The following is a 23,001-nucleotide window of genomic DNA, read 5'->3' as shown; positions in this document are numbered from 1 at the left end:
CGTCAGCGCCGTGCTGGTCGAGATCGACGAAAAATGGGCCTCCGAAACGAAGGCCTACATCAAGTGGGAATGCCAGGATGCATGACCCCCTCTCAGCAGAATTTCCAGACCTCGGGTTGCTCAATCATTTTTTCGACCTCTTTGGCATCGGCGTCAACGAGACCTTAAGGTAGATATCTGGATCGTCGATATTGATGAGAGCCAAAGCCAGGTCGAGCGCCTCGCCGAGTGTGCTGTGTGTCCAAATGTTGTGATCGAGGAGGTAGTGATCGCCTTCATGCGTCCAGTATTCGCCGTCTGGTATCCAGAACATGGGGCGATCATCGAGTAGGTCCGGCGCCGAAAACTCAACGGGATTCCAAACCTGCAAGAGTGGCTGAGACAGCCTGAACCGGACACTCCCGTGTTCTGCAAATTGCTTCTGCCCGAGGTGTGGGGCGGCTGCTGACACCAGGCGCAGTGCCAGATCGAGGTCCATGACCGAAGGCGTGTCGCCCTCATCAAGCAGGACCCGCAGCCCTTGAGATGCATAGCTTTCGTCAGGCGTGTGCCCGTAGAATTCCGGAATCGACAGCACGCAATCGAAGGGACCAACAACGATCCGAAGTACTTGGCAAGCACTCTGCGCCAATATGGGGTACAGCTCGATTGAGTTCAGGTTTTGGATTGCGTTGTAGATGAGTTGCGCAACGATTGGTTCAAGGTCGGATGCGTTGGCTTCCGCGATGCCAATAGCGCCATCGCGATTCAAGATCAGTTTTGCGTAGATGGATGCCTCGCTGTACCCATTGCCTTCAACGACACTGAGTTCCAAGCCAATGATTGGATCGCCTGCATACCGCATCGAAAATAGGGGGCGGATTTCTTCAACCAAATAGGCGAGATCAATTCCATTGCTGCTGTTTGTCACTTCGGCCAATCGCGCGGGAAATTCTTTGGCGCTCCGGTTGACAGCTGGGACAAAGCTGGTGTTCTGCCCCACCGGGAGGCGGACACGCTTGGTTTGCTTCGCTTTCAAAGCGCCCCAGTTTGAGCCTGGGGAGATCGCTGCGGCGAGATCGTTCAGCAGTGTCAGCTTTGTGGGGCGATCTTCGCCAGTCCACCGTTCCAAAATATGGTCCACGCCTTTCGACAGCCGGTCGAGCTCGACCGGAAACATTTCGGCTGAAGGCACATCTGTGTTCATGTTCATTTTGCTCATTCCTCTGGCGAGCCTCCGAGTCCAGTATCAAGCCGTGGGCCCTTTAGCAGGAATCGGAAAGCGCGCAGCTGATTGAGCAAACCGAAGAACTTAAAGAAGCTCGGCAAACCAGGATCCAATGGGCCCGGATCAGGTTCGCTGGGTTGGTTCTCACCTGCTGCGCCGACCTGTTCCTCACAGCGCGCCAGCCCCAATTGAGCTGGGGCGAGCTTACATCGACATCACTCGACAAGCAACCACCTGTGAGGTGTTCAGGCAGTTCAGCACGGGTCGGTTTGGGCCTCGAATCCAGTCGGCCACACTGGTAACGATAATGGGAAGATTATCGTTTCTGGGGCCCAGCCGTGAAGTTACGAAAAATCAGAATTGATGAGAATTCCCTCCGTCTCAATCGATTGAACGCCCGGTTAGCGTTTCACTTGTCCTGCTCGACGCGCGTCCAGAACCCGGACTTGCGCGGGTGGGCTTTCTTCAGCCCTGCGAGATAAGTGGCGTGGTCGACCATTTCGGTGGATCGGGCAAAATCTGCGGCCAAGGCAAGAAAGGCCAGTTTGGAAAGGTATTTTGCGCCATGTGAATAGGCTTTGGAGCGCGCTCGCTCCAGGATACTATCCAGAAGCGCCCGGTACAGGATCGTCGCGGCCATTGGGTGGTCGTGCTCCAGAAGGGCCGCGACCTTGGGCAGGATATGCCAATCGCCGCCGTCCCAGTGATCGGCGTGCGTCACGATCAGTTCTGCGGCCAGATCGAGACGCGACCAGTCGAGAAAGAACTGCAACGCGGCTTCGGGTCTGGCGTTTTCAAGTGCCAGGACAAGGGCGCGTTCCTCGGCTTCGATATCCTCGAAATCCGGCAGACCTTTGAGGTATTCACGCAGGATGTCGGCGGAGGGAGTCGCCTCGAAACAGCGCCAGCGCAGCGCCTGTGCAGCCGCTTTATCGTCGAGGCCCTCAAGAATCCGCGCCTCGAGACTGACCCGCTTCAACGACATGTCGTCATTGACGTCGCCAAACGTCTGCCGCCCCGGTTTGCGCACCCACGCAAGTGCCTCGGTGTCGCGCCCGGCCTCTAGAAGTTGCGCCGCGATGCCAAGCGTATCCTGCATGTGCGGGCGTTTTTTCGCCTCCAGCGCGAGGAGCAGGTCGAGATCGCCGCGCGCTGAAGCAATGCTCTGGCGCATCTCAGCCCATTGCGAAGTCATGGAATAGAACCAGCCATCCGACTCCCGCGCTGCTTCCTCGGCCTGCCGTTCGGCGATGGCCTCTTTCAGATTGGCGTCCCAGCAGGTCAGGGTGTCCTGCGGCAAGTGCGGGGCTATGGTCGCGGTCAGATCGGCCAGATAGCCATGTGTGCTCTCGCCAAGGGCGCTCATGATCCTGTCGGGCAGCAACTCGGCCTCTGGCGTGGTGAGGGTCTGAACCAGATCGCCGACCGCGGCGATCGCCTGATAATAGACATCCTGAACGCTGCCCGAAGAATCGTCGACCCGCTCGAAGACCCGTTCATGTGTCGCGATGAAGCGCAGCAGCCGGTCGATGGCCAATGCCGGGGCGGCGGGGCCAAGTTCCGACGTGATCGTATCGGCCAGACTGCGCAAATCATCGCGAAACGCGCGCGCCTTGTCCCATTCGACAAAACTCCTCGCCCGATCCAGTCCGGACAGGCGACGGTCGATCAGCTTGGCGACGGCTTCAGGGCCGGATTTCGCGGCGAGTGCTGCCTTTACCTGCCGTCGAAACCCCGCGTTGCGTTCCGCCTCGTCCAGTACCAGGCGGGCAAGCTTTTCGGTGCCGAGGTCTTTCAGTTTTTCAATAGAAAGGGTGGGTTTGTGGGCCATGGGCAAGACCTTGGTTCGGAATGGATATGCCAATCACTGCCTTGATCAAACCGTGGAGGCAAGTATTGGAGTTCCAGCAGTGGCGGTAAATCCAATTTCAACACCTTAATGGAAATCCCGACTCGGAAACAGCTTCTTAGCTTGTTCTCTCGGATGCCGGGCTGCGGAATTGACTCTGCTACCGTTTGGCTTCTCCGTCTCATCGACAGCATCATCTGTGTCAAACCCCACCGGAGCCCCAAGCGTGGCCAGCAACGGCGACAAATCCTCGACCCGCTCGGCAATCAGATGGATCACCCGACCCTCACGCTCGATCCGGCCGGTCACCCGCAACAGGCGCCCGGCGATCACCGCCTTGCGGAAGGTTTCATAGACGCGCTGCCACACCACGACATTTGAGACGCCGGTTTCGTCTTCCAGCGTCAGAAAGATCACGCCCGACGCTGTGCCAGGGCGCTGGCGCGTGATGACCAGCCCGGTGACCGTTATCCGGCCCTTGGCCTGTGGCATCCGTTCATGCGGCAGACTTTCTGGCAGGCGCGGGCGCAGCAGCTCCAGTGGATGAGCGCGCAAGGACAGGCGGAGCGACAGGTAATCTTCGATTACCTCCTGCCCAAGCGTCATCGCAGGCAGGATGACCTCCGGCTCCGCCCCGCCTTCGCCGTCCGCGCCGAACAATGGCAGCGGCTTTGGTGCGCGCAAAGCCCGCGCCGCCCAGAGGGCATCCCGGCGCGAAAGGCCGAGTGCCGCAAAGGCGTCGCCCTCTGCGAGCCGTTCCAGCGTATCAGGCCGTACCCCAGCCCGTCGCCACAGGCTTTCGACATCCGGATAGCCATTGGCCCGTGCCGCCGCGATCCACACCGCATCCTCCTCACGCAGCCCCTTGATCTGACGAAACCCCAGCCGCAGCGCCAGCTTGCCGTCGGCGCGCGGCTCAAGCGTGCAGTTCCAGGCCGAATGGTTGACCGAGATCGGACGAACCTCGACGCCGTGCTCGCGCGCGTCGCGCACGAGCTGGGCCGGGGCATAAAAGCCCATCGGCTGGCTGTTCAGCAGCGCACAGGTGAAGACCGCAGGGTGATGACACTTGAGCCAGGCGGAGATATAGACCAGCCGCGCAAAGCTGGCCGCATGGCTTTCGGGAAAGCCATAGGAGCCGAAGCCCTCGATCTGGGCAAAGCAGCGTTCGGCAAAATCCGCCTCATAGCCCCGCGCCAGCATTCCGGAAATAAACCGCTCACGAAACGCGCCAATCGTGCCCATGCGCTTGAACGTCGCCAGCGAGCGGCGCAGCTTGTCAGCCTCAGCTGCGGAAAACCCGGCCGCCACCACGGCGATCTGCATCGCCTGTTCTTGGAACAGCGGCACGCCATAGGTGCGCCCCAGCACCTCCATCATTGCGGGGCCGAGATCCTCGACCCTCTCCTTGCCCTGACGGCGGTTGATGAAGGGATGCACCATGCCGCCCTGGATCGGACCGGGGCGGATAATCGCGACCTCGCAGACCAGATCGTAGAATTTGCGGGGCTGCATCCGCGGCAGGAAGTTGAGCTGTGCACGGCTTTCGACTTGGAACACCCCGATCGCATCAGCGCGGCAGAGCATGTCATAAACTGTACTGTCTTCGGGCGGAACATTGGCCAGTGTGAGATGCTGCCCCCGATGATCGGCCAGCAATCCGAACGCCTTGCGGATGCAGGTCAGCATACCCAAGGCAAGAATATCAACCTTTAGCAGGCCGAGTGCGTCGATATCGTCCTTGTCCCATTCGATCACCGTGCGGGCGTCCATCGCCGCGTTCTCGATGGGGCAGAGCTCGTCCAGACGTCCGTGGGTGATAACAAAGCCGCCGACATGCTGGCTGAGGTGTCGGGGAAAGCCGATGATCTCGCCAATCAGACGTGCGGCTAGGATCACGCGCGCGTCAGCCGGATCGATTCCGGCGTCGCGCATCCGGTCCTCGCCCGGTGCACTGGAGGACCAGCCCCAGATTTGACCGGAGAGCCGCGCCACCACGTCCTGGCTGAGCCCCATTACCCTGCCGACCTCGCGGATCGCGGCACGCGAGCGGAAATGGATCACCGTCGCGGTCAGGCCCGCCCGGTGACGACCATAGCGTTCATAAATCCACTGGATCACCTCCTCGCGGCGCTCGTGCTCGAAATCCACATCGATGTCGGGCGGCTCGCCGCGTTCTTTGGAGATGAAGCGCTCGAATATCAGGGTGATGCTTTCCGGCGGCACTTCGGTCATGCCGAGCAGGTAGCAGACCACCGAGTTTGCTGCCGAGCCGCGCCCCTGGCAGAGAATGCCCTTGGAACGCGCGAAGGCGACGATGTCATGCACGGTCAGAAAATAGGGCGCATACTCCATTTCGCCGATGAGCTTCAGTTCTTTCTCGACGCGATGGACGATCTTTGACGGCGCACCTCGCGGGTAGCGCCAATGCAGGCCTTCGCGCGACAGTCGCTCAAGTCGCGCCTGCGCAGGCTCATCGTTCTGCGCCTCGTCAGGATATTGATAGCGCAAGTCGTCGAGCCGGAAGGCGCAACGGTCTGCGATTTCAAGCGTGTGCCGGATCGCGGCGGGGTAACGCGCAAACATCCGGGCCACCTCGGAGCTGGATTTCAAGCGATGTTCGCCATTGGTCAGGCGGCGTTCGCCGATACTGTCGATGGTGCAGCTGATCCGCAGACAGGTCAGCACGTCCGCCAGTGGGCGTCGTGCAGAGCGGTGCATCATCACCTCCCCCACCGCGACCAGCGGCAGACCGGTGTTTTGCGACAGCCACGCCAGATAGTCGAAGCGTTTCTGGTCCCGCCCGTCATAATGCGGTGCTGCACCAAGAAAGCACTGGCCGGGAAAGGCGCGTGATAGCTGGCGCAGATCGCCGGAGATGTTCGCTTTGCGGGCGGGTTCCAGCGGATTTGGCGGCAGGGCGATCAGGATCATGCCCGCACCCCACGCGAGCAGGTCCTTTCGTTGCAACAAACACTGGCCTTTCTCGGCACGGCGTTTGCCGAGAGAGAGCAGCCGTGTGAGCCGCGACCAGGCGGCAACATCCGTGGGCAGGGCCAGCCACTCTGTCACACTGTCGGTCAGGACGATCCGGGCACCGGGGATCAGCTTTGGCAGGGGCAGGTCCGGCGGAATCTGTGGTCCGGCGTCCAGCGACTCATAGGTCATGGTCTGACGGCTGGAAGGGTCGGTGACCTGCCGCGAGCGCACGGCCGGTCCACTTGCCGCAGCGCCGCTCGCCGTGCGCGCCTCCGTTTGCAGCCGCTCAAGCTCCTTCAAAGCGGAATACGCCCGCACCACCCCCGCGACCGAATTGCGGTCGGTGATCGCGATGGCAGCAAGACCAAGCTCCGCCGCCCGCGTCACCAGTTCTTCGGGATGTGAAGCGCCACGCAGGAAGGAGAAGTTGCTGGTCACACAGAGCTCGGCATAGGCGGTCATACGAACTCTCCCTGCGCATACCAGTTTTGCGCGTCCCGCGCGGGCCAGTTCGGTACCTGCGGCGTATTGAACAACCACAGCCTCGGCCCTTCGCGGGTCTCGATCCGCCAGTAATCGCGCAGGCCCGAACGCCAGAGTGGGTCGTCAAACCACCATTCCGGCGCAATCCGCTCCGGTCCGGTGGCGCGCAACGTCGCGAAAGACATGCGCCGCCAGCGGAAACGGGCAGGGGGATGACCGGGCTGGCGCATGCTGGCGGTGTGAACCGGCTCTGGCGGGAAGACGATGATCGGGCGTTCCGGTCCACTCCGGCCCGGCAGGGTTTCGGCCTGGCTATACGCAGCCGGGGCCAGCAGGAAACTGCGTTCGGGGATTTTGCTTTCTGCGGGCAGTAAGCGCAGTACGCGATCAAATCCCAGCCGATTGCCTAGGCGCGAGAATAAGTCGGCAAGCGCATCCTCATGCCGCAGGGCAGGGCCGCCCAGCTGTTCCGGGGCCAACGGCTCCGTGACATGGGCCGTCAGCCGCATCGCGTCGATGCCAAACCCTGCCTCGACCGCTTCGACGCCTTTGGCAAAGAGCGCTGCAATCCGCTCAGGATCGCGCATCGGGCGGGCAAGACCGATTTCGACCAAGGCGCATTCCCGGTCCACGCGGTGCAGTTCAAGCTGTAAACGGCGGGCCCCCCGGTGATGCAAAGCGAGGGTTTCGCACAACCGATCCAGCAGGCGGGACAGCCCCGACATGACATCTGCCTGCAACCCGATCGGGTCTGGCAGTGTCATCCGCACCCCGAAATGCGGCGCTGCCGCTTCGGGCGCGACCGGCTCGGGCTGGGTGCCAAGGGCCTGATCGAGGCGCAGGACCAGACCAGGGCCGAAACGTCGGGCCAGAGGCGCACGCGGCTGCGGGATCAGATCACTAATCCGGCTTAACCCCATCCGTGCGAGGGCCTTTGCCGTTTGGTCATCGATGCGCAGGGCGGAGACCGGCAGGCGTCCGATCCCCTCGGCGAGTCCGCCCTCGGGCACGATCCCGCCGCCTTGACGGGCCAGCGCAAAGGCCCCGCCGCGTGATCCGGCAATGGCAGTGGCTACCGTGAGCCCGACACGCGCCAGCCTGGCCTGCAGATCGGCTGAGAGATCCGCTTCGCCGCCGAAGAGATGCGGCACACCCGTGATGTCGGCGATCAACCCGTCTGCGCCATCACTCGCGACCATCGGGGCATAGCGCCCCGCCCATCGCCGCAGGCTGGAAAGTGCTGCTGCCTCAACCACCAGATCGGCGGGACGGGTGGCAAGATCAGGGCAGATCGCGCGCGCATCCGCCAGCGCCATGCTGCGGTGCAGGCCTTTTCGTTCGGCCGCCCTGTTGAGGCAATGCAGATGATCGGCATTCCCTGATCGCAGGATCAGGGCGAATGGCCCCTCAGAGGGGCGTTTCCGCAGGCTGGTGTCGCTCGCCAGACGCGGAAACCATATGGAAAGCAGCCGTTTCGCCATTCCAATGCACATTCCAGGTTCCTAATGTTCCTTTTTTGTTCTTACTAAGAGACCAATTGTGCAAAGTCGAGTCTCTTTGCTCGGCTGCTTTCGGCGCGCAGTGCCAGCGGGTCTCGGCGGCATTGCTGCCCGCGCCATCCCGGATCAGCATTAATCCGGTTGTCTTTCCTGCCTCGCTCGCCAGCTGCAAGCGGCGTCCAGCGAGAAGCGAGAGGGGCTTTTCCGGCTCTGCGATGACCAGACCAACCGGGACGCTGCGCAGGGTTTCCTCGACCGACCAAAGCAGATCGGTCTCATTTGCCGGGCGGATCACATGCAGCCGCTCGCCCACGCCATCGGGCAGGCCGCGCAGCATCGGCAGGTGCGGCGCATGCCCAGCCAGAATCCAGATCAATGGGCCGGGATGCCGCGCCGCCTGAAACAACGCAAATGCCCGCCTGCCGATTCCACTCGCCTCATGCACCCGAGCGGGGGCGAGTGTAAGCGGCTCGGTTGGCACGGGATCAAGCCGCATCCTCGCGCACCCCTTCGGCAACAATCTGCAACATTCCGCCTGGCAGCGGGCGCTGAAGTTCCAGCGCGTCTTCGGTCGGCGCGGTCAGCCAGCGCCGCCATTCTTGCGGCTGCGTCAGGATGACCGGCATGGCTTTGGGATGGACCGGTTGCACCTCGGCATTCGGCGGGCAGGTCAGGAACCCGAACAGTTCTGTCGTGATCTCGCCTTCCTTCAATTTGCGTACCGAAGTCCATTGCGTACGCAGTCCGGCGAAGAAGGCCAGTGGCCGGTCTTCGCCGAGCGCGAACCGGACAGGAGAATTGCGCGGCGCGCCGGACCTGCCGTCGATCTCGGAAAAGCTGGTGAAGGGCACCAGACAGCGATGCTCGACCCCAAGCCAGCGCCGCCAGTGAGGGGAGGCCACATTGCGGATGTTGGTTACGCCCTTGTCGGTGCGTTTGCCCTCCAGAAACTTCTGTGGGGTCGGCATCCCCCATCGCGCCATCTGCAGGTGCCACCCGTTATCCTGCCCGTGTCGGATGATCGGCGCGGGATAATCCGGCCAGATGCCGGTCAGGGACGGCAGATTGCCGATGTCATCCACCAGGATCCCATCGCCATCAAGCACGTCGTCGAACAGATGCCGCATCGCATCCTGGCTCTTGGTCTGTGAATAGAGGTTGCACATGCGCGGGGCTTTCTGGAATCCGGTGGCGACAATAACCCGGAACATTGCCAGAACAATTCGACCTTGAAAACCTCCCATTTGCGACCCGGAGGCAGAGACGTTGCCGGGAATGGCGACAGGTTTCCGCCAGCTTGGGCAACCTGGAATCATGAAAGGTCGCCAGAATTTTCGGTTAACTTCATTGAAAAGTTGAGGATCTTTGACAACTGAAGACATCTGTTCCTCGGCATGAGGTCCAGCATCCATGCAGGATACCTTGAGCATGTCTTTCGACGTCATTCTGATGAGCGACAAGATCAATGTGATGGTCCGTGACTTTGCTTCGGTCGTTGTCCCAGATTGATTCTCGCCGTCTTTATTGCTGACCGGGCGCGCCGTTCCGGCCGCGCTCTACTCGCTCCGCTCCCGAAGCCCGCTGGCGCGGTCTTCGCCATTCGGTGACGATCACTCGCGCGGGACTGGGTCTGTTCGCTGGGCGAGTAACGATCTGATTGCTGACGCCGACCTCTGAAGCACTGCAATGCGTGCGAACTTGCGCCCGCAACCGGGTTGCCAACCCGTAGGCTAAGATATTCCGGTGTCCTCTCGGATCCTCCATTTACGGCAAAGGCCGCGGCGATTACCTCATCAGCATCGGCGGTCATACGCGACGCCTGGTTGAAATGAGCGTGGAATTGCTCAACCGAAGATGTTTTTGGCGATTGCTATTCTCTATGCGCGGCGCTGCTGCAACTATGACGTGCAACCGGGCTACACCCGTCAGGATCCCGGATGTATGTGGCCGCGCGGATGCCGCTGCGGTGGCGGAAGATGCGACCATCGATGAAGGTCTCAATCTTCAGGAGCAGTGATGTGAACGAGGTCGTCGACAGCTTCAAAGCCAGCATGATCCGGGCCCTTGAGCAGGAGCGCTTCGACGATGTCGTATTCCTGCTCGCGAACCGGCTTCGGAGCCGCCAACAGGTGGTCAGCGTCCACGCCCGTTCTGCCCTGCCGGTTAACAGGGAGGTCTGCCAGCCCCTTCGGTCCGCTCGATTGACGCAAGACCAGATCGCCACGTTCGGGTTCCAGAAAGAGGGCTGGTACATCATTGCTGTCGAGGACTGCGCCATCGTGGCGGCAGACCCCTTTCCGTATACTGTAGAGGACCCGGACTATCGCGCGCGCATTCAAGACCATGTGCGTGCGGTGAGCGCGACTTACACTGAATTGCCCGACATCTTCGCCACCTATCATCTGGACGGCCTGCTGCTCGAGTTCCAGCATCTCTACGAGTTCCGACCCGAATGTCGCCGCGCCTGATCCTCAGCACGGCCCTGGCCCTTGGCCTGGCTGTTGCCCCGGCCTTCCCGGCCATGACCCAAGCCGAGGAAATCGACTGGCGGGAGTGCCGCCCTTACGAGCGACGCATCACCTGCGTCGTCGACGGCGACACGCTTTGGTACCTAGGTACCAAAATTCGCATGCTCGGCATCGATGCGCCCGAGGTCGAAGGGTGGTGCAAAAACGAGCGACGTCTGGCGCAGGCCGCAACACTCGAACTCACACGGCTTCTCAACACAGGCCTGATCCGGATCGCCTATGACGGGCAGGACCGATACGGTCGCCACCTCGCCCGGCTTTGGGTCCGGCAGGGAGAGGTCGGACCCGCCATGATCGCGGCAGGGCTTGCCGTGCCCTTCGGGCGGCGCGGCCCGTCGCCGTGGTGCCGGTGATGCAAATGCGGCGTGAGCGATGAGCGGATCCTTCACATGGGATGCGGTCGTGCGCATCGGGTCCATCAAGCCGTACGAAAAAGCGCTCGTCCTGACGGTCTATCATACTTTGGACGCTCACCCGGTGAGCCCGCGGAGCCCGGAACGGTCGGCATGGAACACTATCGTCTGTTTCAAGGCCCCGCTGCGGGACCAGATTGTCGAACACCTGTCGCCGGGCGATCTGTGCCATTTTCATGGGTATGTGCGCACCGGCACCTTTACCGACAATGCGGATGCCAAACGGCGCGCTGTGGATCTGGTCATCCAACGGTTCGATCTCTTGCACAAGCACATCGACGGCCCCACCGATCTCTGAAATGGCCACCGACGGGATGATCGAACGCCCCCGGCGGCGGGCGGTTGCGCATCGGATCGCGGGATTGGTGCCATCCGGTGTTTGCCGGGATGTGGAGCAGACCAGAGCATCAGGTGGGTGAAACGTGGCTCGAATTCCGCCACGCAAACACATGGGCGTATGAACTGCGGCGCCGCCGGAGCGCCATTTTCGCAGAACGGCCGATGCCGGTGGTCTCGGAGGTCTCCGGCGTCGGCACGATCGGGCACCGAATGGCGAAGCGATGCGACGCTGATCGCTGTGGCCTTTGGTTGGGGGCCGAGACCGTTGCACGGGCCGGGATGTGGGGCAGGAGGGCCTGTGTCATCATCGTCGTCCCCGCGGGGTGGACGTGCGAATTGCTCAGGGGATTTCCTCACTTGACCCGGCTGTCAGGGACCAGTTCCTGATTGACCGCCACTGGGCATGGGCGCTCCAAAACGCAATGTCGAAAAGCCCGACCGAGTTCTCGCCGTCCGGCGCTTCGCTTGTCCGGCTGCGAGCCGCACCACTCGGGTTTTCTCGGTGCGTTTTCTCGGCTTCACCCATGCTGGTCCAGTGTCATCAGGAAATGGTTCCTGACACCAAAGAAGAGGAAAATACCATGAGCAACAAACTCGCATCTCTCATCCGGAACGACAAAGACATCTTCACCGGCACGCTCGCCACCATGGCCGTCCGCTCGAAGATCACCATCGTCCCCAACGCAAAGGCCCACAGCGATCAGCCGGACTACCGCGTCTTCGCCAATGGCACCTACGAGATCGGTGCCGCCTGGAAGAAGACCTCCGAGACCACCGGCAACGACTACCTGTCGGTGAAAATGGCCGCCCCCGAACTGGGCGCCATGGCGATCTACGCCAACGTGATCGCGCTCGACGAGATCGGTGATGACGGTGTCACCCACCTGATGCTCTGGTCCGCCCGCGAACCCCAGGCCGCCAGCAACCAGATGGTCGCCTGATCCCGAGATCGGCCCCGGTGGATCCTCCCACCCCCGGGGCCGATCGATCTTCTAACCCGTCACGATGTGGCATCGGGATCAGGATGACACAGATCGCCCCTTCCCCTAAAGTCCGACTGGATTATAAAGTGCGTCACCCGCGCAAACAGATGCGCGCGGCAAGAGCAAAGCGTTTTGCACTCGATCCTCAGCCCGGATCGGATGCAAAGCGTTTGCAGAAATGACAGGCGCGGGCCTTTTGCGTCTTCCCGGCTTCGGGACGGACGCAAAAGGTATTGCGAATGAGACCATGCGGAAGAGACGAGTATTACTTGACTGACGAAAAGACATTATTTGGCGCGACGCCGGTCACCTTCTTCGAGGGTCCCCCGGACGCGGAGGCGCTGGAGCCCGGTGAATTGGGTGTGAACATCGACCTCTTCCGACAGGTCAAGAGCCACTACACCAAGGCCAAGGAGAACATCGCCTGCCGTGTGCTTGCCGATATCTGTCAGGACATTCGCGACAGCGGCTATCTGGGACGGATGGACGACAGCGCCGCGCGCCTGTCGACGACCGTCGTGACGGTCCAGCGCTGGCGCTCCCGCTTCGCCGACAACGGTCTGCTGAAACGGGAGAACCGGAACGGACTCTACTCGGTCGACCCGAAAGTCGCCATCCGCAAGGATGCGGACGGGGTGGTCATCAAGCCGAAATCCGAGAAGAAGGCGATTTTCAGGTTCTGATGCCGAGGATCTGCGGCGCCTGCGTGGCTCAATCGCGCTGCCATCCGTCGGCGACGCGACCCTATCGACGTTTGACGTGATCATCAGGCTCGGCCGAGCGCTCCGGCTCGCGCTCGCCAAACCGCATCTCCTCCTGCGCGGTGATGTCCTCCTGGCGGGCGAGTTCCGCCGCGTCATGAAAGATTTCACGCAGCTGCGTCGTCCATGTCGCGGGCCGTTCGGCCGCGCGCATGTCCGTCGATTTCGAGTAGGGGACCAGCACGCGGTAGATATGCTTGCCGATCCCGCTCACGAGTACGTAAACACCCTTTTTGTGCAACAGCGGGCCAAGCTCGGTCTGGAAATCCGTGCGGTGCACGACCGGCTCGCGCTTCTCTTCACGTATCCATTTGAGCCGTCCGCCGCCGTCCGTGTCACGCCGATGGGTGATCATGATCGTATTGCCGAACTGCTCTTCTAGCCGTCGTGCGGTCTGGCCGACATTGATCTTGGCGATCACTTTCGTCCCGATCAGTGACTCGATCTGGTCGGCCGCCTGTTGGGAATACTTGGCGACCAGCTGCTCGACGCCCTGGATGCCGAGCACGACGGCCAGCCCCTTCGAGCGTCCCGTCTCCAGCATCGCCTCGAACCGATGCACTTTAGGCAGTTGCGCGAATTCGTCGACGAAGAGCCAGACCCGCCGCTCCGCACTATCGCCGAAAGAGATGTCAGAGACGTTCGATGACATCACCGTCAGGAACGCCGATATCCATCCCTCGGACTGATCCTGAAACCGCCCGGAGCGCTGCAGGACCAGCGTGCGGTCTTTCGTGTTCTCATTCAGGAGCCAGTGCCGAAGCGAGAATTTCGTTCGGCCCTCCGCGCCCTCCCGCCAGCCATAGGCGAGCATGCGCACCGCCCCCAGCCCCGCCGCCATGGTGGAGATCGTCGCGGACACCTGGCGGTAGTCCGCGTTCAGATAGATCATCGCGTCACGATGATACTGCCGCGCAAAGGTTTGCAACTGTTCGAGCGGCAGTTGGGTGGTCTCCATCAGCTCCCACCAGGTCCAGCGCTGCGGCTTGGTCTTCATCAGTGTGATGATGCAGAGTGCCAGGACGGTGCGCGACGAGTCCGAGAAAAACCGATCCTTGGTTTCCGGTATGATCCGGTTCGCCACCTCGATCGCATCCTCTTCGACGATGAGATCGTTGGCGATATCCCAGATCACCGAGCGATCGTCATGAGGCGCGAGCAGGAGCGGGTCTTGCGGCTCTTTCGCGCCCTTCGGCCTGGAGAAGGCCATGCGGGTGTAGTCGCCCTTGAAATCGAAGACGACGACCTTGTCGCCGCGCTCCATGACCGATCTGAGCAGGGGTAGAATGGTCTGGGTCTTGCCGCCGCCAATCGCGCCGAAGATCAGAAAGTGGTTCACTTCGCGCGACCGGCTGATGGTGAAATCGCCAAACCAATGCAATCCGCGCGTGTCGCGCTTGATCTCTTTGTTGGAGGCCCGTGCGAGCTGTTTTGGCCCGGCAACCGTCAACCCCGCTTTGACGATGAGGGGTCTGACCCGCAGGCCCCAGTCCCAGATCAGATATCCCAAACACCCGACCGCCATCGCCACGAATGCGGCAAATGTTGTCGTCCCCTGATAGAACTGGCGTTCCGAGGCCTGTGAGAGCGCCGTCTTGATCTGACGGCAATAGGCCTGGTCGAACGGGTTCAGACAGGCCTTCACATAGTCCCATCGGATCGGAACCGACGCACCATCCGGGGTATGATAAGCCAGCTGCATGAAGAACACCCAATAGGCGAGGCCCGCGAACAAGGCGCAAGTGACCGTGCCGATGATGAGCCAGCGATAGGGCGTGGCGTCCTGCTTGTAGATCATTGCTGCGTGCCCTCGGACTGGTCCAAACTCTCGACCTCCACATCGTCTCGGGGGGTCGCAGCGCTGCCGCCATTGGCTGGCCTCGCATGATCTTTGACGAAGGCCCTGAGCGCATCTGTCCCACCTGTTTGAACGTAATTGGCCAGCACCGCTTCGATCTCTTCGACCGGCAAATGAGACGCGCCTGCGCGCACCACTGCCTCCCCGATGACGATCTTGACGCGGGTCTGCAGCTTTCGATCTGCGTGTTTGACGCGTTGCATCCGTTGTTCTCCCCTTGCGATTTGCGCCTCAAGCTGACGCAGGATTGGAAGGTCCGATCTTGCGGCGAAATCGTTCTGCGATCTGCTGAAACTCCTTCAGCAAGTCCGCGTCAGAAATCTCCAGTGTCGTCAGATTGGCTTTGGCGGCGATCTTACCGATCTGATCCGCACGGCTTTCCAGGGCGGCAACGCGTTGCGCCTTGAGCGCTGCGATCTCCTTGTCGATATCGATCACGGATTTGGGTTTTTTGGCCATGGGTCTTGGTCTCCTAAGCGCTGAATTGCGGATGGCTGGCTCCACGGTATATCAACTCAATCCATAGCGCTATATATAACGATAGACAAAACGATATAATTACGGTAAAGATTTGGAACAACGGCGCACTTATACGTCGTAGGCGACAGGTGCGGCCTTGGAAGGCCGCACAAACAGGCCCTCTGAGTGGGTTGTTGGCGTTCGGTCGCTGGGTGAAGCGATCCGGAGCGACTTTAACGACCGCAAACGGGCCGAAAAGGAGACGGGACGTGGCGATCTACCATCTGTCTGCGCAGATCATCGGCAAGGGGGGCGGACGCTCCGCCGTTGCCGCGGCCGCCTACCGGCATTGCGCCAAGATGGAACGTGAGGAAACCGCAGAGGAGATCGATTATTCCCGCAAGGGCGGCAACGCGCATTCGGAGTTTGCACTTCCGGAGAATGCACCGTCCTGGCTGGTGGAGTTTGCGGACCAGTATTCACCCCCCAAGACGAGTGCGTTTTTCTGGAACGCGGTCGAGGCCAATGAGACGCGTAAAGACGCGCAGCTGATGCGCGAGATCGTTCTGGCATTGCCGGTTGAGTTGACCACGAAGCAGAATATCGAGTTGGTACGGGACTTCGTGGCGCGAGAGCTGTCGGCGCATGGCATCGTTGCGGACTGGGCCTATCACGACATGAAACACAATCCGCATGTGCACCTGATGACGGCGCTGCGACCGGTGACGGATGCAGGGTTTGGCGCCAAGCGCGTGCTTGTCCGGGGCGATGATGGTGCACCACTCCGGGGCAAGGATGGCAAGATTCGCTACGAACAGTTCACCGGCGGGCTGGAGCGGTTGCGCGAGATGCGGGCCGCCTGGGCCGAGACCCAGAACCATCATCTGGCCAAACATGGCCATGACATTCGGGTTGACCATCATTCGTTCGAGGCGCTCGGCATCGATGCGGTGCCGAGCAAGCATCGCGGACCCGCGTGCGACAATATGGATGCGCGCGGTGAGGTGTCGGAACTGGCCGAGAAGGCGAAGCTCGCCGCTCGGGAAAACTATCTGCGCTATGCCGAGGATCCGGCGCTGATCCTCACGAAGATCACCACGCAGAAGGCGGTGTTCACGCGTCATGATATCGCCCGCGAGATCCACCGGACGGAATGCTCGAGTGCCGAGTTCCAGTCGCTGTTCTACCATGTCGGCGCGCATGAGGAACTGGTGGCCGTCGCGGCCCCCGCCTTCGATCCGTTCACAGGCGATGCCACGAGCGAGGCGCTATTCTCGACGCGGACGATGGTTGAACTTGAACATCGGATGGTCCAGAACATCGACGGCTTGGCACGCAGAATGGCGGCTCCGATTGCCGACGCTGATCTCGACAAAGCCTACAAGATATTCGAGGCGGAGCGCGGGTTCGACCTTACCGATCAGCAGAAGATGGTTGTGCGGCACCTGACCGGCGAGACAGGGGCTGCGGCCCTTGTCGGCTATGCCGGTGCGGGCAAGTCGACCGCGACCGAGGCGACACGCATCGCCTTCGAGCGCCAGGGCTGCACCGTTGTAGGTGGTGCATTGGCCGGAATCGCTGCCGACAATCTGCGCTCGGAGGCGGGCATCGAGAGCCGGACCTTGGCCTCATGGGAGTATCAATGGGCGAAGGGCGATCTGCTGCCGACTGAAAAGACCGTGTTCGTGATGGACGAGGCCGGCATGGTATCGTCGCGCCAGATGGAGAGCATCACGCGCACATTGAACGAGGCCGGCGCGCGGATGATCGTGCTCGGCGATGCGCGGCAGTTGCAACCCATTCAGGCCGGCGCCGCGTTTCGCGCCTTTGTCGATGTGACCGGATACTGCGAACTCGACAGCGTCGTGCGCCAGCATGAGCCGTGGATGCGCGACGCGGCCATCGCGTTCGGATCGGGCAGGACGCAGGAGGGCGTCGTGGCCTATCTGGAGCGCGACAGGCTCGACTGGACCGAAAGCCGGGAAGAGGCGCGCGCGGGTCTGATCCGGGACTGGTTGCCGTTCCATCAGGCTTCAGCCGACGTCACCATCATGGCACATCGCAACAAGGATGTGATCGCGCTCAATTTTGACGCTCGCGAGGCGTTGAAGGCCAAAGGCGCGCTTGGGGAGGAACACAGCTTCGCGTCAGAGCGTGGCGGCAAGCCGTTTGCCGCTGGCGATCAGATCCTCTTCCTGAAGAATGAGCGCAGCCTCGGTGTCTTCAACGGATCGACGGGCAGCGTTGTCGAGGCAGCCAGAAATCGGCTCAGGGTCATGGTGGAAGGCCAGGTCGATCCGATCACCCTGCGCGCCAACGAATACAACCATATTGACTATGGCTATGCACGCACGATCCACAAGGAGCAGGGCAACACGGTTGATCACGCCTTCGTCTATCTCTCGCCGAGCATGGACGCACAACTCTCCTATGTTGCGCTGACCCGGCATCGCGATGACGTCACGCTCTATGCCTCACGCGAGGATGTCCGGAGCACGGGCGAATTGGTCGAATTGATGACCCGCGACCGGTTGCAGGATTCGACTGCGCTCTATCGGGATCGGGTCGACTACGCGGACGTTATACGCGGATTTGCCGAACGGCGCGGGTTCCCGACCACGCGGGTCATTGCAGAGTTTGTCAAAGCCAATATCCACTATCTGCGCGAGCGGCTCGACAGTTTGGCGGCCCGGTTTGACCGTCTGCGGCACCCGGCACCGGAGCGCCAGGCAATTCTTGTACCGGAAAGGGACGGGGGTAAAGAGGCGGTGGCGCGCGGCCACGTGCGCAAGCAACCCCCCGAGATGTCGCAGCAGTTGCACCAGTCGGTTGGCCGCTTGGCGCACAGTCTGGCTTCGGAGCATAGCCACGGTCGTAAGGCGCGGGGCTTCGAGCGCCGCGCGCATTATGAGCTGAACCTGGCCACATCGGCAGATGAGTTGCGCAGCTTCAACGCGGAGATTCTGGCGGTATTTCCGAAGGACGCGATCCTTAATCATGGCGCGCATCAGCCGAACGAGGACGCGCCGGTCCTGGCCGGATTGCCGGATGACTGGAGATATTTCGCCCGCGAGAACTGGTCGGCGCTCTTCGCCGCGCAATGGGCTGAGACCCAGATAACGCTACAGCCGTTGACGGAGCGCAGCAGGCCCTGGGATGTGACACGCGCAGCGGCATTCATCGAAGGGCCGGATCGCACGCCAACGAGCATTCAAGACAATGATCGGGCACCACATCGCGGGAGGGCCACCATGCCGCCGAAAAAACCCTTGATCGAGGCCGTTCCCGACCTGCCGCCATTGAAGGATCGAGAACTGCGTTCCCGCACCGCCGAAGACATTTCCGCTCGGCCAACCCTGGCGACAGCCAAAGACGTCGCCAGACGGATCTATGTCGAACCCGACCAGGCTGTTGAGCGAATGATGGCGCAATACACCGAACGCGGGGACGGCACCGGACTGATCTCGGAGGTCGAACGGTCGCCATCGCGCTTTGGCGAGTTGCGGGGCACGACCCGTCTCGGGATCGCCAACGGGGAACGTCGTTCGGCACTCGAACAGGCACCTATGATGGCGCGGCAGATGGACACGCATTTCGCGGCGCTGGACGGGATCGAGGAGCGCGTCGCCCGGCAGCATGAGGCACGACGCGTCGCCATGCGTAAGCCGCTCCCCGACCTGTCGCAGGAGACCGGAGCGTTTCTCGATCGAATGGCGCAGGTGCACAGGATGCCGTCAGGGGCGGAGAAGGAGGACCGGACGCGTTTGCTCCTGGCGGACAAGGCATCGGTTCAGGAGGTGGTGCGGTTCCGCGAGGCCCTCGCCGAACGCTACGGCAAGAGCAGTGAAGCAATCCAAAGCGGCATCGCGCAGGACCCGGCGCTGACATCACGGCCCGCCGCGGAGCGAAACTTTGTTCAGACCCGCGTCAATGTGGTCGCGCAGGCCATTCCGGTCCTCGGCCAGATGCGCGAACAGATCCGCCAGATGGATCGCGCGCCGGACCTCGGCAAGGACAATTCGCGAGGCATTGAGCGTTAGGAGGGCTGTCTGCCTCAAAAGTCAGACCCAGCTGATGGGTTTGAGACCGGTCTCGTCGACGACCTGATGTATCCGCCGCTTCAGTTGGGAGGAAAGCGGCTCAGGACTGGCGCGCATATCGGGCGAGGCGAGCAAGCCGCGGTAATGGGCAATCTCGCGACAGATTAATTCGCGGGTCATCGGGTCGGGGCTAGACAGCAGCCCGATGAGGGGCGAAAGCCGGTTATGTAGCGCTTGCGCATCAAGGAACCGGCCATTCCGTGAGCCCTGGTACAGGGCCGCCACTTCATGCGGTGCCAATTGCGCGAGGAGAGACACCACGCCGTCAGCGCCTGTGTTGAGATTGTGGAACAGTGCGCGCGTCGAGGATGACAGGCAGGCAAGCGGCCGACCGATGGATTTCAGGGCATAGTAATCTTGATCATATTGCAGTACGTCGTCATTCGCCCGCATGTCGAAGCCGATCACGTTGCCGCTGTGCCGGGCGAGAATTGCGATCTCGTCGGTGATAGCCGGGCGACGATGTGCGCCTCGGTGGAGGGCGACGATGACGGGGAGCGGCAGTCGATCCGTGAGATCGACCAGAGCCTCAAGGCGTTCTTCGGCCGAATTCCCTTCATGCTCCTTTTGCCGTTCTACCAAGCTTCCGATTACCGCATCGGCGCCCGTAGTCTGACAGGAAGCGATCTCCTCAAGGACGGTGTAAGCGAGCACGCCAACATAGCAGAGGAGCAACTGGTCAGAGTACAGCCCCGCACGTATCTTGCAGATCACCTCGGTGCGTTCAGTGGTCGTCAGGTTTTCGCGTTCATGGACCGAGGCATTCACCGCGATCCCGACGATGCCGTCGATTTGGGCAAGACGGCGGGTCTGGTCGGTAATGGCATGCGTCATAATCGCCCCATTTTCGTCGAACGGCGTCAGGGTCGGAACGATGACACCCCGAGACAGAGCGGAAATCACATCACGATGATGCGACGGAGTGAGCTTAGTCACTGGCATATCTCCTCTCGTGGTCAGACGGCCCGGATGCGATTTAGGTTTTTGACTGCTGCTCCAAGCCACCGCGGCCTTCCTTGCATCCTGCAACAGGATTTTGTACGTTCCTTTCTGCAAGAAGGACGGACGGGTCTACGTCGAGGACCAGCGCAATCTTCTCCAGAATGTCGAGGGACACTGAATATCTTCCGTTCTCAACCTTGCCCATGTAGCCACGGTTAACCCGCGCGCGCAGGGCGAGATCCTCCTGACTGATGCCAAGAGATCGTCTTAAGTCCTGTATGTTTTGCCCGACACGGTCTCGTAAGTTCATGACCGACAAACGGCCACAATGGTTAGTATTCAACCACGCGATATACTAACCATTCTGCATCATGTTCGACGTTCGGACGCTGAATCGCGAAGGTTTGCCAGTAGATCTGTTGAACAGAGAACTGCTTCGGCACCGCGGGGATCAGAGCATCGTTTGTCCCGGCGACAAGCTTTTTTGATGGCTCAAGGGTCGTTGCGACAGTTTCCGCTATCTCAGTTTCATCAGTTCTTCTCTGAAGTTACACCACCTCGGCGTGCGCCAACCGAGACACTTTCTGGGTGTTCCGTTCAGGCGGTCGCAAATCGCCTTCATGTAGCGATTTGAGAGCGCCGCGAGTTGGGTGTCACGCGGCAGGTATCGCCGCGCTCTTTTGTTCAGGTTCTCGACCGAACCTTTCTGCCATGGTGCCTGTGGGTCGCAGAACCAGCTTTCCGTGCCGATGCCCGATTTCAGCTTGCGCCACGCGCGGAACTCGAAGCCTCGGTCGAACGTGATGGAGCGCCTTGCAGGCTGGGGCAGGGGTTCCAATACATCCATGAGCTTGTTCATGAGGTGGGGTGAACTGCGATCATTGTTCCGGAAGAGAACCGCGAACCGAGTCTTCCGCTCCACGAGGGAAGCCACGTTCATCTTGCCGGTTGAGCGTTCGAAAATCATCAAATCACCTTCCCAATCCCCAAATGCTTCACGTGTCTTCACATGCTCAGGACGTTGATGGATTGACCGATCCGGCGGAAAAACCTGGCCTCTGGGGCGTCTCGCATAGCGCGGCCGGCGCTTCTTTCGGCGGCTGGGAAGATGACGCGCCAGCTGTTCTGACTTGCCTTCGCGGCTGTAGACATAGGCATAGATCGTCTCATGGCTCACGCGCAGGGGCTGACCGTCGTATCCAAGCCGGCCAGCGATCTGTTCCGGCGTCCATCCGACTTCGAGGCGTTCGATCACATGCGCGCGCAAACTATCCAGTCGGATTAACTTGCGGCGCCGCGCACGGCGATCAGACGCTGCCCTCTGCGCGATCATCCCGTAATAGCCGGTCAGATACGGGATCTCTTCGTCTTCAAAATAGTTGCGCTTGACCTCGCGATAGACGGTCGAACGGTGCCGGCCGATCTCGGCGGCGATCTTGGCTATCGGCACTTTCGCGTTCAGCATGTCTTCGATTGCGCGCCGCTCACGCAAATCCAGTTCTGTATGGGCCATATCCGTTCTCCTTGCTTTTCAGCAAGATAGGGCATTTGTCGCAACCCAGTTTAGAATGTGCCCGTACAGTGTGTGTGTGTGTTGCAACCAAGTTGAAATGTCACCGGGTCTGCAAACCAGAAGTGTCATCAAGGGCGCTGAGGGGAGCAAGGCTTGGCAGCCCGGAGACCTCAAGTATCGCAGGGCTGCCAAGCCTTGCTCGGGTCAGCTCATAGACCCAGCTTGCGGCGTTCTTTATTGTTGTAGAATGCCTTGATGCCTTCCTCGCGCACGAGTTCCTCGAAGGCGCGCCAAGCGAGAACATCGCCAAAGAAGGGTGGGTTGTCTGAAACCGTCAATGTGCCGAACTGGTTCTCCACGGACAGGATCCAGCCGGGATCGATACTGGTTCGGTAAATCTCAACGTCGAAATGATGCCCGTCAATAACGACGGATTGCGTGTAGTCAGAGAAGATGATCTCTGGGTCGTCGTCAGTCATGCCCTCATTCTTGGGCTATTCCGCCGCATGCGCAATCTTCTTGTTACGTGTACCTGAAGGCCGACCTTGTCGCCGCCCATTCGGTTTGTAACCCATCTTCTCGGAGTTTGTCCGTACCTTCGGTTTGGGTGGGGCGGCGTCCTGCATCTCTTTGATATGCTCGAGCACTGCACCAAGGCGCTTGTTGTCGGTGATGGCCGCATGGGTCACGCGCTGATCCATATCGAAGATTTTGTAGGGCAGGGATCGGCCTTTTGAGCGGACTTCGAACCGTCCATCCACGAAGGCGTAGGTGTCGACGTATTTGCCAACCAGCCCGCGTGTCACATCGATTTCTTCCAGCATGATCCGCTTGCGGTCATAGGAAAACGTCAGCTGCTTGCCGACATAACGTGTATCGCGCCAGCATAGCACATCATCAAGCCGATCTGGTTCGACATTTAAGGCGCGGTGTAGGTTATCAGGCTTGGCTGGGACTTTGGTGCGCATTTCGCGGAAGTTGGGCAGTGATTTCGCGTGATCTCGGGCACGCATTTCACGGCATCGCGGGCAGCCATTTCATGCCCTCGGGCAGGCTGGCCAACAGGTGATATAGAGTCAGGGCGCGAC

19 protein-coding genes and 1 pseudogene are annotated in these 23,001 nt (G+C 60.9%); 6 read left to right on the top strand and 14 right to left on the bottom strand.

Annotation, left to right across the window (positions count from 1 at the left end; translation table 11 throughout):
* Positions 1 to 124 precede the first annotated feature (124 nt).
* From DQ230_RS15395 to DQ230_RS15370, 6 genes are all read right to left on the bottom strand, one after another.
* Positions 125 to 1,192: a hypothetical protein gene (locus DQ230_RS15395; protein ID WP_113913486.1), complete on the bottom strand. Its 1,068-nt coding sequence runs from the start codon at positions 1,190 to 1,192 to the stop codon at positions 125 to 127.
* A 424-nt stretch (positions 1,193 to 1,616) separates the two neighbouring features.
* Complete coding sequence (locus tag DQ230_RS15390; protein WP_113913485.1) at positions 1,617 to 3,038, bottom strand: DUF6880 family protein; 1,422 nt, start codon at positions 3,036 to 3,038, stop codon at positions 1,617 to 1,619.
* A 105-nt stretch (positions 3,039 to 3,143) separates the two neighbouring features.
* Positions 3,144 to 6,497, bottom strand: a complete 3,354-nt coding sequence (locus tag DQ230_RS15385) for an error-prone DNA polymerase (RefSeq protein ID WP_113913484.1) — start codon at positions 6,495 to 6,497, stop codon at positions 3,144 to 3,146.
* The gene (locus tag DQ230_RS15380; RefSeq protein WP_113913483.1) at positions 6,494 to 7,999 is read right to left on the bottom strand and encodes a Y-family DNA polymerase; all 1,506 of its coding nucleotides are present in this window, start codon (positions 7,997 to 7,999) and stop codon (positions 6,494 to 6,496) included. The genes DQ230_RS15385 and DQ230_RS15380 overlap by 4 nt, the downstream gene beginning before the upstream one ends.
* Positions 7,926 to 8,513 (bottom strand): ImuA family protein, encoded by a 588-nt coding sequence (locus tag DQ230_RS15375; RefSeq protein WP_113913482.1) that lies wholly within the window; start codon positions 8,511 to 8,513, stop codon positions 7,926 to 7,928. The genes DQ230_RS15380 and DQ230_RS15375 overlap by 74 nt, the downstream gene beginning before the upstream one ends.
* Positions 8,503 to 9,483 carry an SOS response-associated peptidase gene (locus tag DQ230_RS15370; RefSeq protein ID WP_238987560.1) on the bottom strand — a complete coding sequence of 327 codons (981 nt, stop codon included), beginning with the start codon at positions 9,481 to 9,483 and terminating at the stop codon, positions 8,503 to 8,505. Before DQ230_RS15370 ends, DQ230_RS15375 begins: the two co-directional genes overlap by 11 nt.
* A gap of 552 nt (positions 9,484 to 10,035) precedes the next feature.
* Between DQ230_RS15370 and DQ230_RS15365 the strand changes: the two genes are divergently transcribed.
* The 5 genes from DQ230_RS15365 (at position 10,036) to DQ230_RS15345 (ending at position 12,963) form a co-directional block, all read left to right on the top strand.
* Positions 10,036 to 10,485, top strand: coding sequence for a beta/alpha barrel domain-containing protein (locus tag DQ230_RS15365; RefSeq protein WP_162497470.1), 450 nt, complete (start codon positions 10,036 to 10,038; stop codon positions 10,483 to 10,485).
* The gene (locus tag DQ230_RS15360) at positions 10,470 to 10,898 is read left to right on the top strand and encodes a thermonuclease family protein (RefSeq protein WP_203228097.1); all 429 of its coding nucleotides are present in this window, start codon (positions 10,470 to 10,472) and stop codon (positions 10,896 to 10,898) included. The genes DQ230_RS15365 and DQ230_RS15360 overlap by 16 nt, the downstream gene beginning before the upstream one ends.
* Positions 10,899 to 10,917: 19 nt before the next feature.
* On the top strand, positions 10,918 to 11,256 hold the full coding sequence (locus tag DQ230_RS15355) for a single-stranded DNA-binding protein (protein ID WP_113913480.1): 339 nt from the start codon (positions 10,918 to 10,920) through the stop codon (positions 11,254 to 11,256).
* Between the two features lie 622 nt (positions 11,257 to 11,878).
* On the top strand, positions 11,879 to 12,238 hold the full coding sequence (locus DQ230_RS15350; RefSeq protein WP_113913487.1) for a DUF736 domain-containing protein: 360 nt from the start codon (positions 11,879 to 11,881) through the stop codon (positions 12,236 to 12,238).
* A gap of 311 nt (positions 12,239 to 12,549) precedes the next feature.
* The gene (locus tag DQ230_RS15345) at positions 12,550 to 12,963 is read left to right on the top strand and encodes a hypothetical protein (RefSeq protein WP_113913479.1); all 414 of its coding nucleotides are present in this window, start codon (positions 12,550 to 12,552) and stop codon (positions 12,961 to 12,963) included.
* Positions 12,964 to 13,024: 61 nt separating this feature from the next.
* Here DQ230_RS15345 and DQ230_RS15340 read toward each other — a convergent pair whose 3' ends face one another.
* The 3 genes from DQ230_RS15340 to DQ230_RS15330 are packed head-to-tail and all read right to left on the bottom strand — an operon-like array spanning position 13,025 to position 15,358.
* Positions 13,025 to 14,839: a type IV secretion system DNA-binding domain-containing protein gene (locus DQ230_RS15340; protein ID WP_113913478.1), complete on the bottom strand. Its 1,815-nt coding sequence runs from the start codon at positions 14,837 to 14,839 to the stop codon at positions 13,025 to 13,027.
* Entirely contained in the window at positions 14,836 to 15,102 is a 267-nt protein-coding gene (locus tag DQ230_RS15335) for a hypothetical protein (RefSeq protein WP_113913477.1), read from the bottom strand. Before DQ230_RS15335 ends, DQ230_RS15340 begins: the two co-directional genes overlap by 4 nt.
* Positions 15,103 to 15,130: 28 nt before the next feature.
* The gene (locus tag DQ230_RS15330) at positions 15,131 to 15,358 is read right to left on the bottom strand and encodes a TraC family protein (RefSeq protein WP_113913476.1); all 228 of its coding nucleotides are present in this window, start codon (positions 15,356 to 15,358) and stop codon (positions 15,131 to 15,133) included.
* Between the two features lie 269 nt (positions 15,359 to 15,627).
* On the opposite strand from DQ230_RS15330, the gene traA reads away from it, so the two are divergent.
* Positions 15,628 to 19,398 (top strand): Ti-type conjugative transfer relaxase TraA, encoded by a 3,771-nt coding sequence (traA, locus tag DQ230_RS15325; RefSeq protein WP_162497469.1) that lies wholly within the window; start codon positions 15,628 to 15,630, stop codon positions 19,396 to 19,398.
* Between the two features lie 21 nt (positions 19,399 to 19,419).
* Here traA and DQ230_RS15320 read toward each other — a convergent pair whose 3' ends face one another.
* From DQ230_RS15320 to DQ230_RS15300, 5 genes and pseudogenes are all read right to left on the bottom strand, one after another.
* Positions 19,420 to 20,394 (bottom strand): dihydrodipicolinate synthase family protein, encoded by a 975-nt coding sequence (locus tag DQ230_RS15320; protein ID WP_162497468.1) that lies wholly within the window; start codon positions 20,392 to 20,394, stop codon positions 19,420 to 19,422.
* A 40-nt stretch (positions 20,395 to 20,434) separates the two neighbouring features.
* Complete coding sequence (locus DQ230_RS15315; protein WP_113913473.1) at positions 20,435 to 20,710, bottom strand: helix-turn-helix domain-containing protein; 276 nt, start codon at positions 20,708 to 20,710, stop codon at positions 20,435 to 20,437.
* 207 nt (positions 20,711 to 20,917) lie between these two features.
* Positions 20,918 to 21,913: an IS30 family transposase gene (locus DQ230_RS15310; RefSeq protein WP_113913472.1), complete on the bottom strand. Its 996-nt coding sequence runs from the start codon at positions 21,911 to 21,913 to the stop codon at positions 20,918 to 20,920.
* 209 nt (positions 21,914 to 22,122) lie between these two features.
* Entirely contained in the window at positions 22,123 to 22,392 is a 270-nt protein-coding gene (locus DQ230_RS15305) for a hypothetical protein (protein ID WP_113913471.1), read from the bottom strand.
* Between the two features lie 15 nt (positions 22,393 to 22,407).
* Positions 22,408 to 22,899: pseudogene (locus tag DQ230_RS15300) on the bottom strand (ISNCY family transposase); the annotation flags it as partial.
* Between the last annotated feature and the right edge of the window lie 102 nt (positions 22,900 to 23,001).

Source organism: Roseovarius dicentrarchi, from assembly GCF_003316635.1.
Lineage (GTDB): Bacteria > Pseudomonadota > Alphaproteobacteria > Rhodobacterales > Rhodobacteraceae > Roseovarius > Roseovarius dicentrarchi.
The sequence above is the reverse complement of the archived record's forward strand: the minus strand, read 5'-3'. Positions and strand labels throughout refer to the sequence as shown.

Bases quoted from the DNA above. Each gene is read 5' to 3' on its own strand.
- DQ230_RS15340 (WP_113913478.1), bottom strand. From the start codon at position 14,839: ATGATCTACAAGCAGGACGCCACGCCCTATCGCTGGCTCATCATCGGC.
- DQ230_RS15330 (WP_113913476.1), bottom strand. From the start codon at position 15,358: ATGGCCAAAAAACCCAAATCCGTGATCGATATCGACAAGGAGATCGCA.
- DQ230_RS15335 (WP_113913477.1), bottom strand. From the start codon at position 15,102: ATGCAACGCGTCAAACACGCAGATCGAAAGCTGCAGACCCGCGTCAAG.
- DQ230_RS15315 (WP_113913473.1), bottom strand. From the start codon at position 20,710: ATGAACTTACGAGACCGTGTCGGGCAAAACATACAGGACTTAAGACGA.
- DQ230_RS15355 (WP_113913480.1), top strand. From the start codon at position 10,918: ATGAGCGGATCCTTCACATGGGATGCGGTCGTGCGCATCGGGTCCATC.
- DQ230_RS15360 (WP_203228097.1), top strand. From the start codon at position 10,470: ATGTCGCCGCGCCTGATCCTCAGCACGGCCCTGGCCCTTGGCCTGGCT.
- DQ230_RS15395 (WP_113913486.1), bottom strand. From the start codon at position 1,192: ATGAACATGAACACAGATGTGCCTTCAGCCGAAATGTTTCCGGTCGAG.
- DQ230_RS15380 (WP_113913483.1), bottom strand. From the start codon at position 7,999: ATGGCGAAACGGCTGCTTTCCATATGGTTTCCGCGTCTGGCGAGCGAC.
- DQ230_RS15350 (WP_113913487.1), top strand. From the start codon at position 11,879: ATGAGCAACAAACTCGCATCTCTCATCCGGAACGACAAAGACATCTTC.
- DQ230_RS15390 (WP_113913485.1), bottom strand. From the start codon at position 3,038: ATGGCCCACAAACCCACCCTTTCTATTGAAAAACTGAAAGACCTCGGC.
- DQ230_RS15385 (WP_113913484.1), bottom strand. From the start codon at position 6,497: ATGACCGCCTATGCCGAGCTCTGTGTGACCAGCAACTTCTCCTTCCTG.
- DQ230_RS15310 (WP_113913472.1), bottom strand. From the start codon at position 21,913: ATGGCCCATACAGAACTGGATTTGCGTGAGCGGCGCGCAATCGAAGAC.
- DQ230_RS15305 (WP_113913471.1), bottom strand. From the start codon at position 22,392: ATGACTGACGACGACCCAGAGATCATCTTCTCTGACTACACGCAATCC.
- DQ230_RS15375 (WP_113913482.1), bottom strand. From the start codon at position 8,513: ATGCGGCTTGATCCCGTGCCAACCGAGCCGCTTACACTCGCCCCCGCT.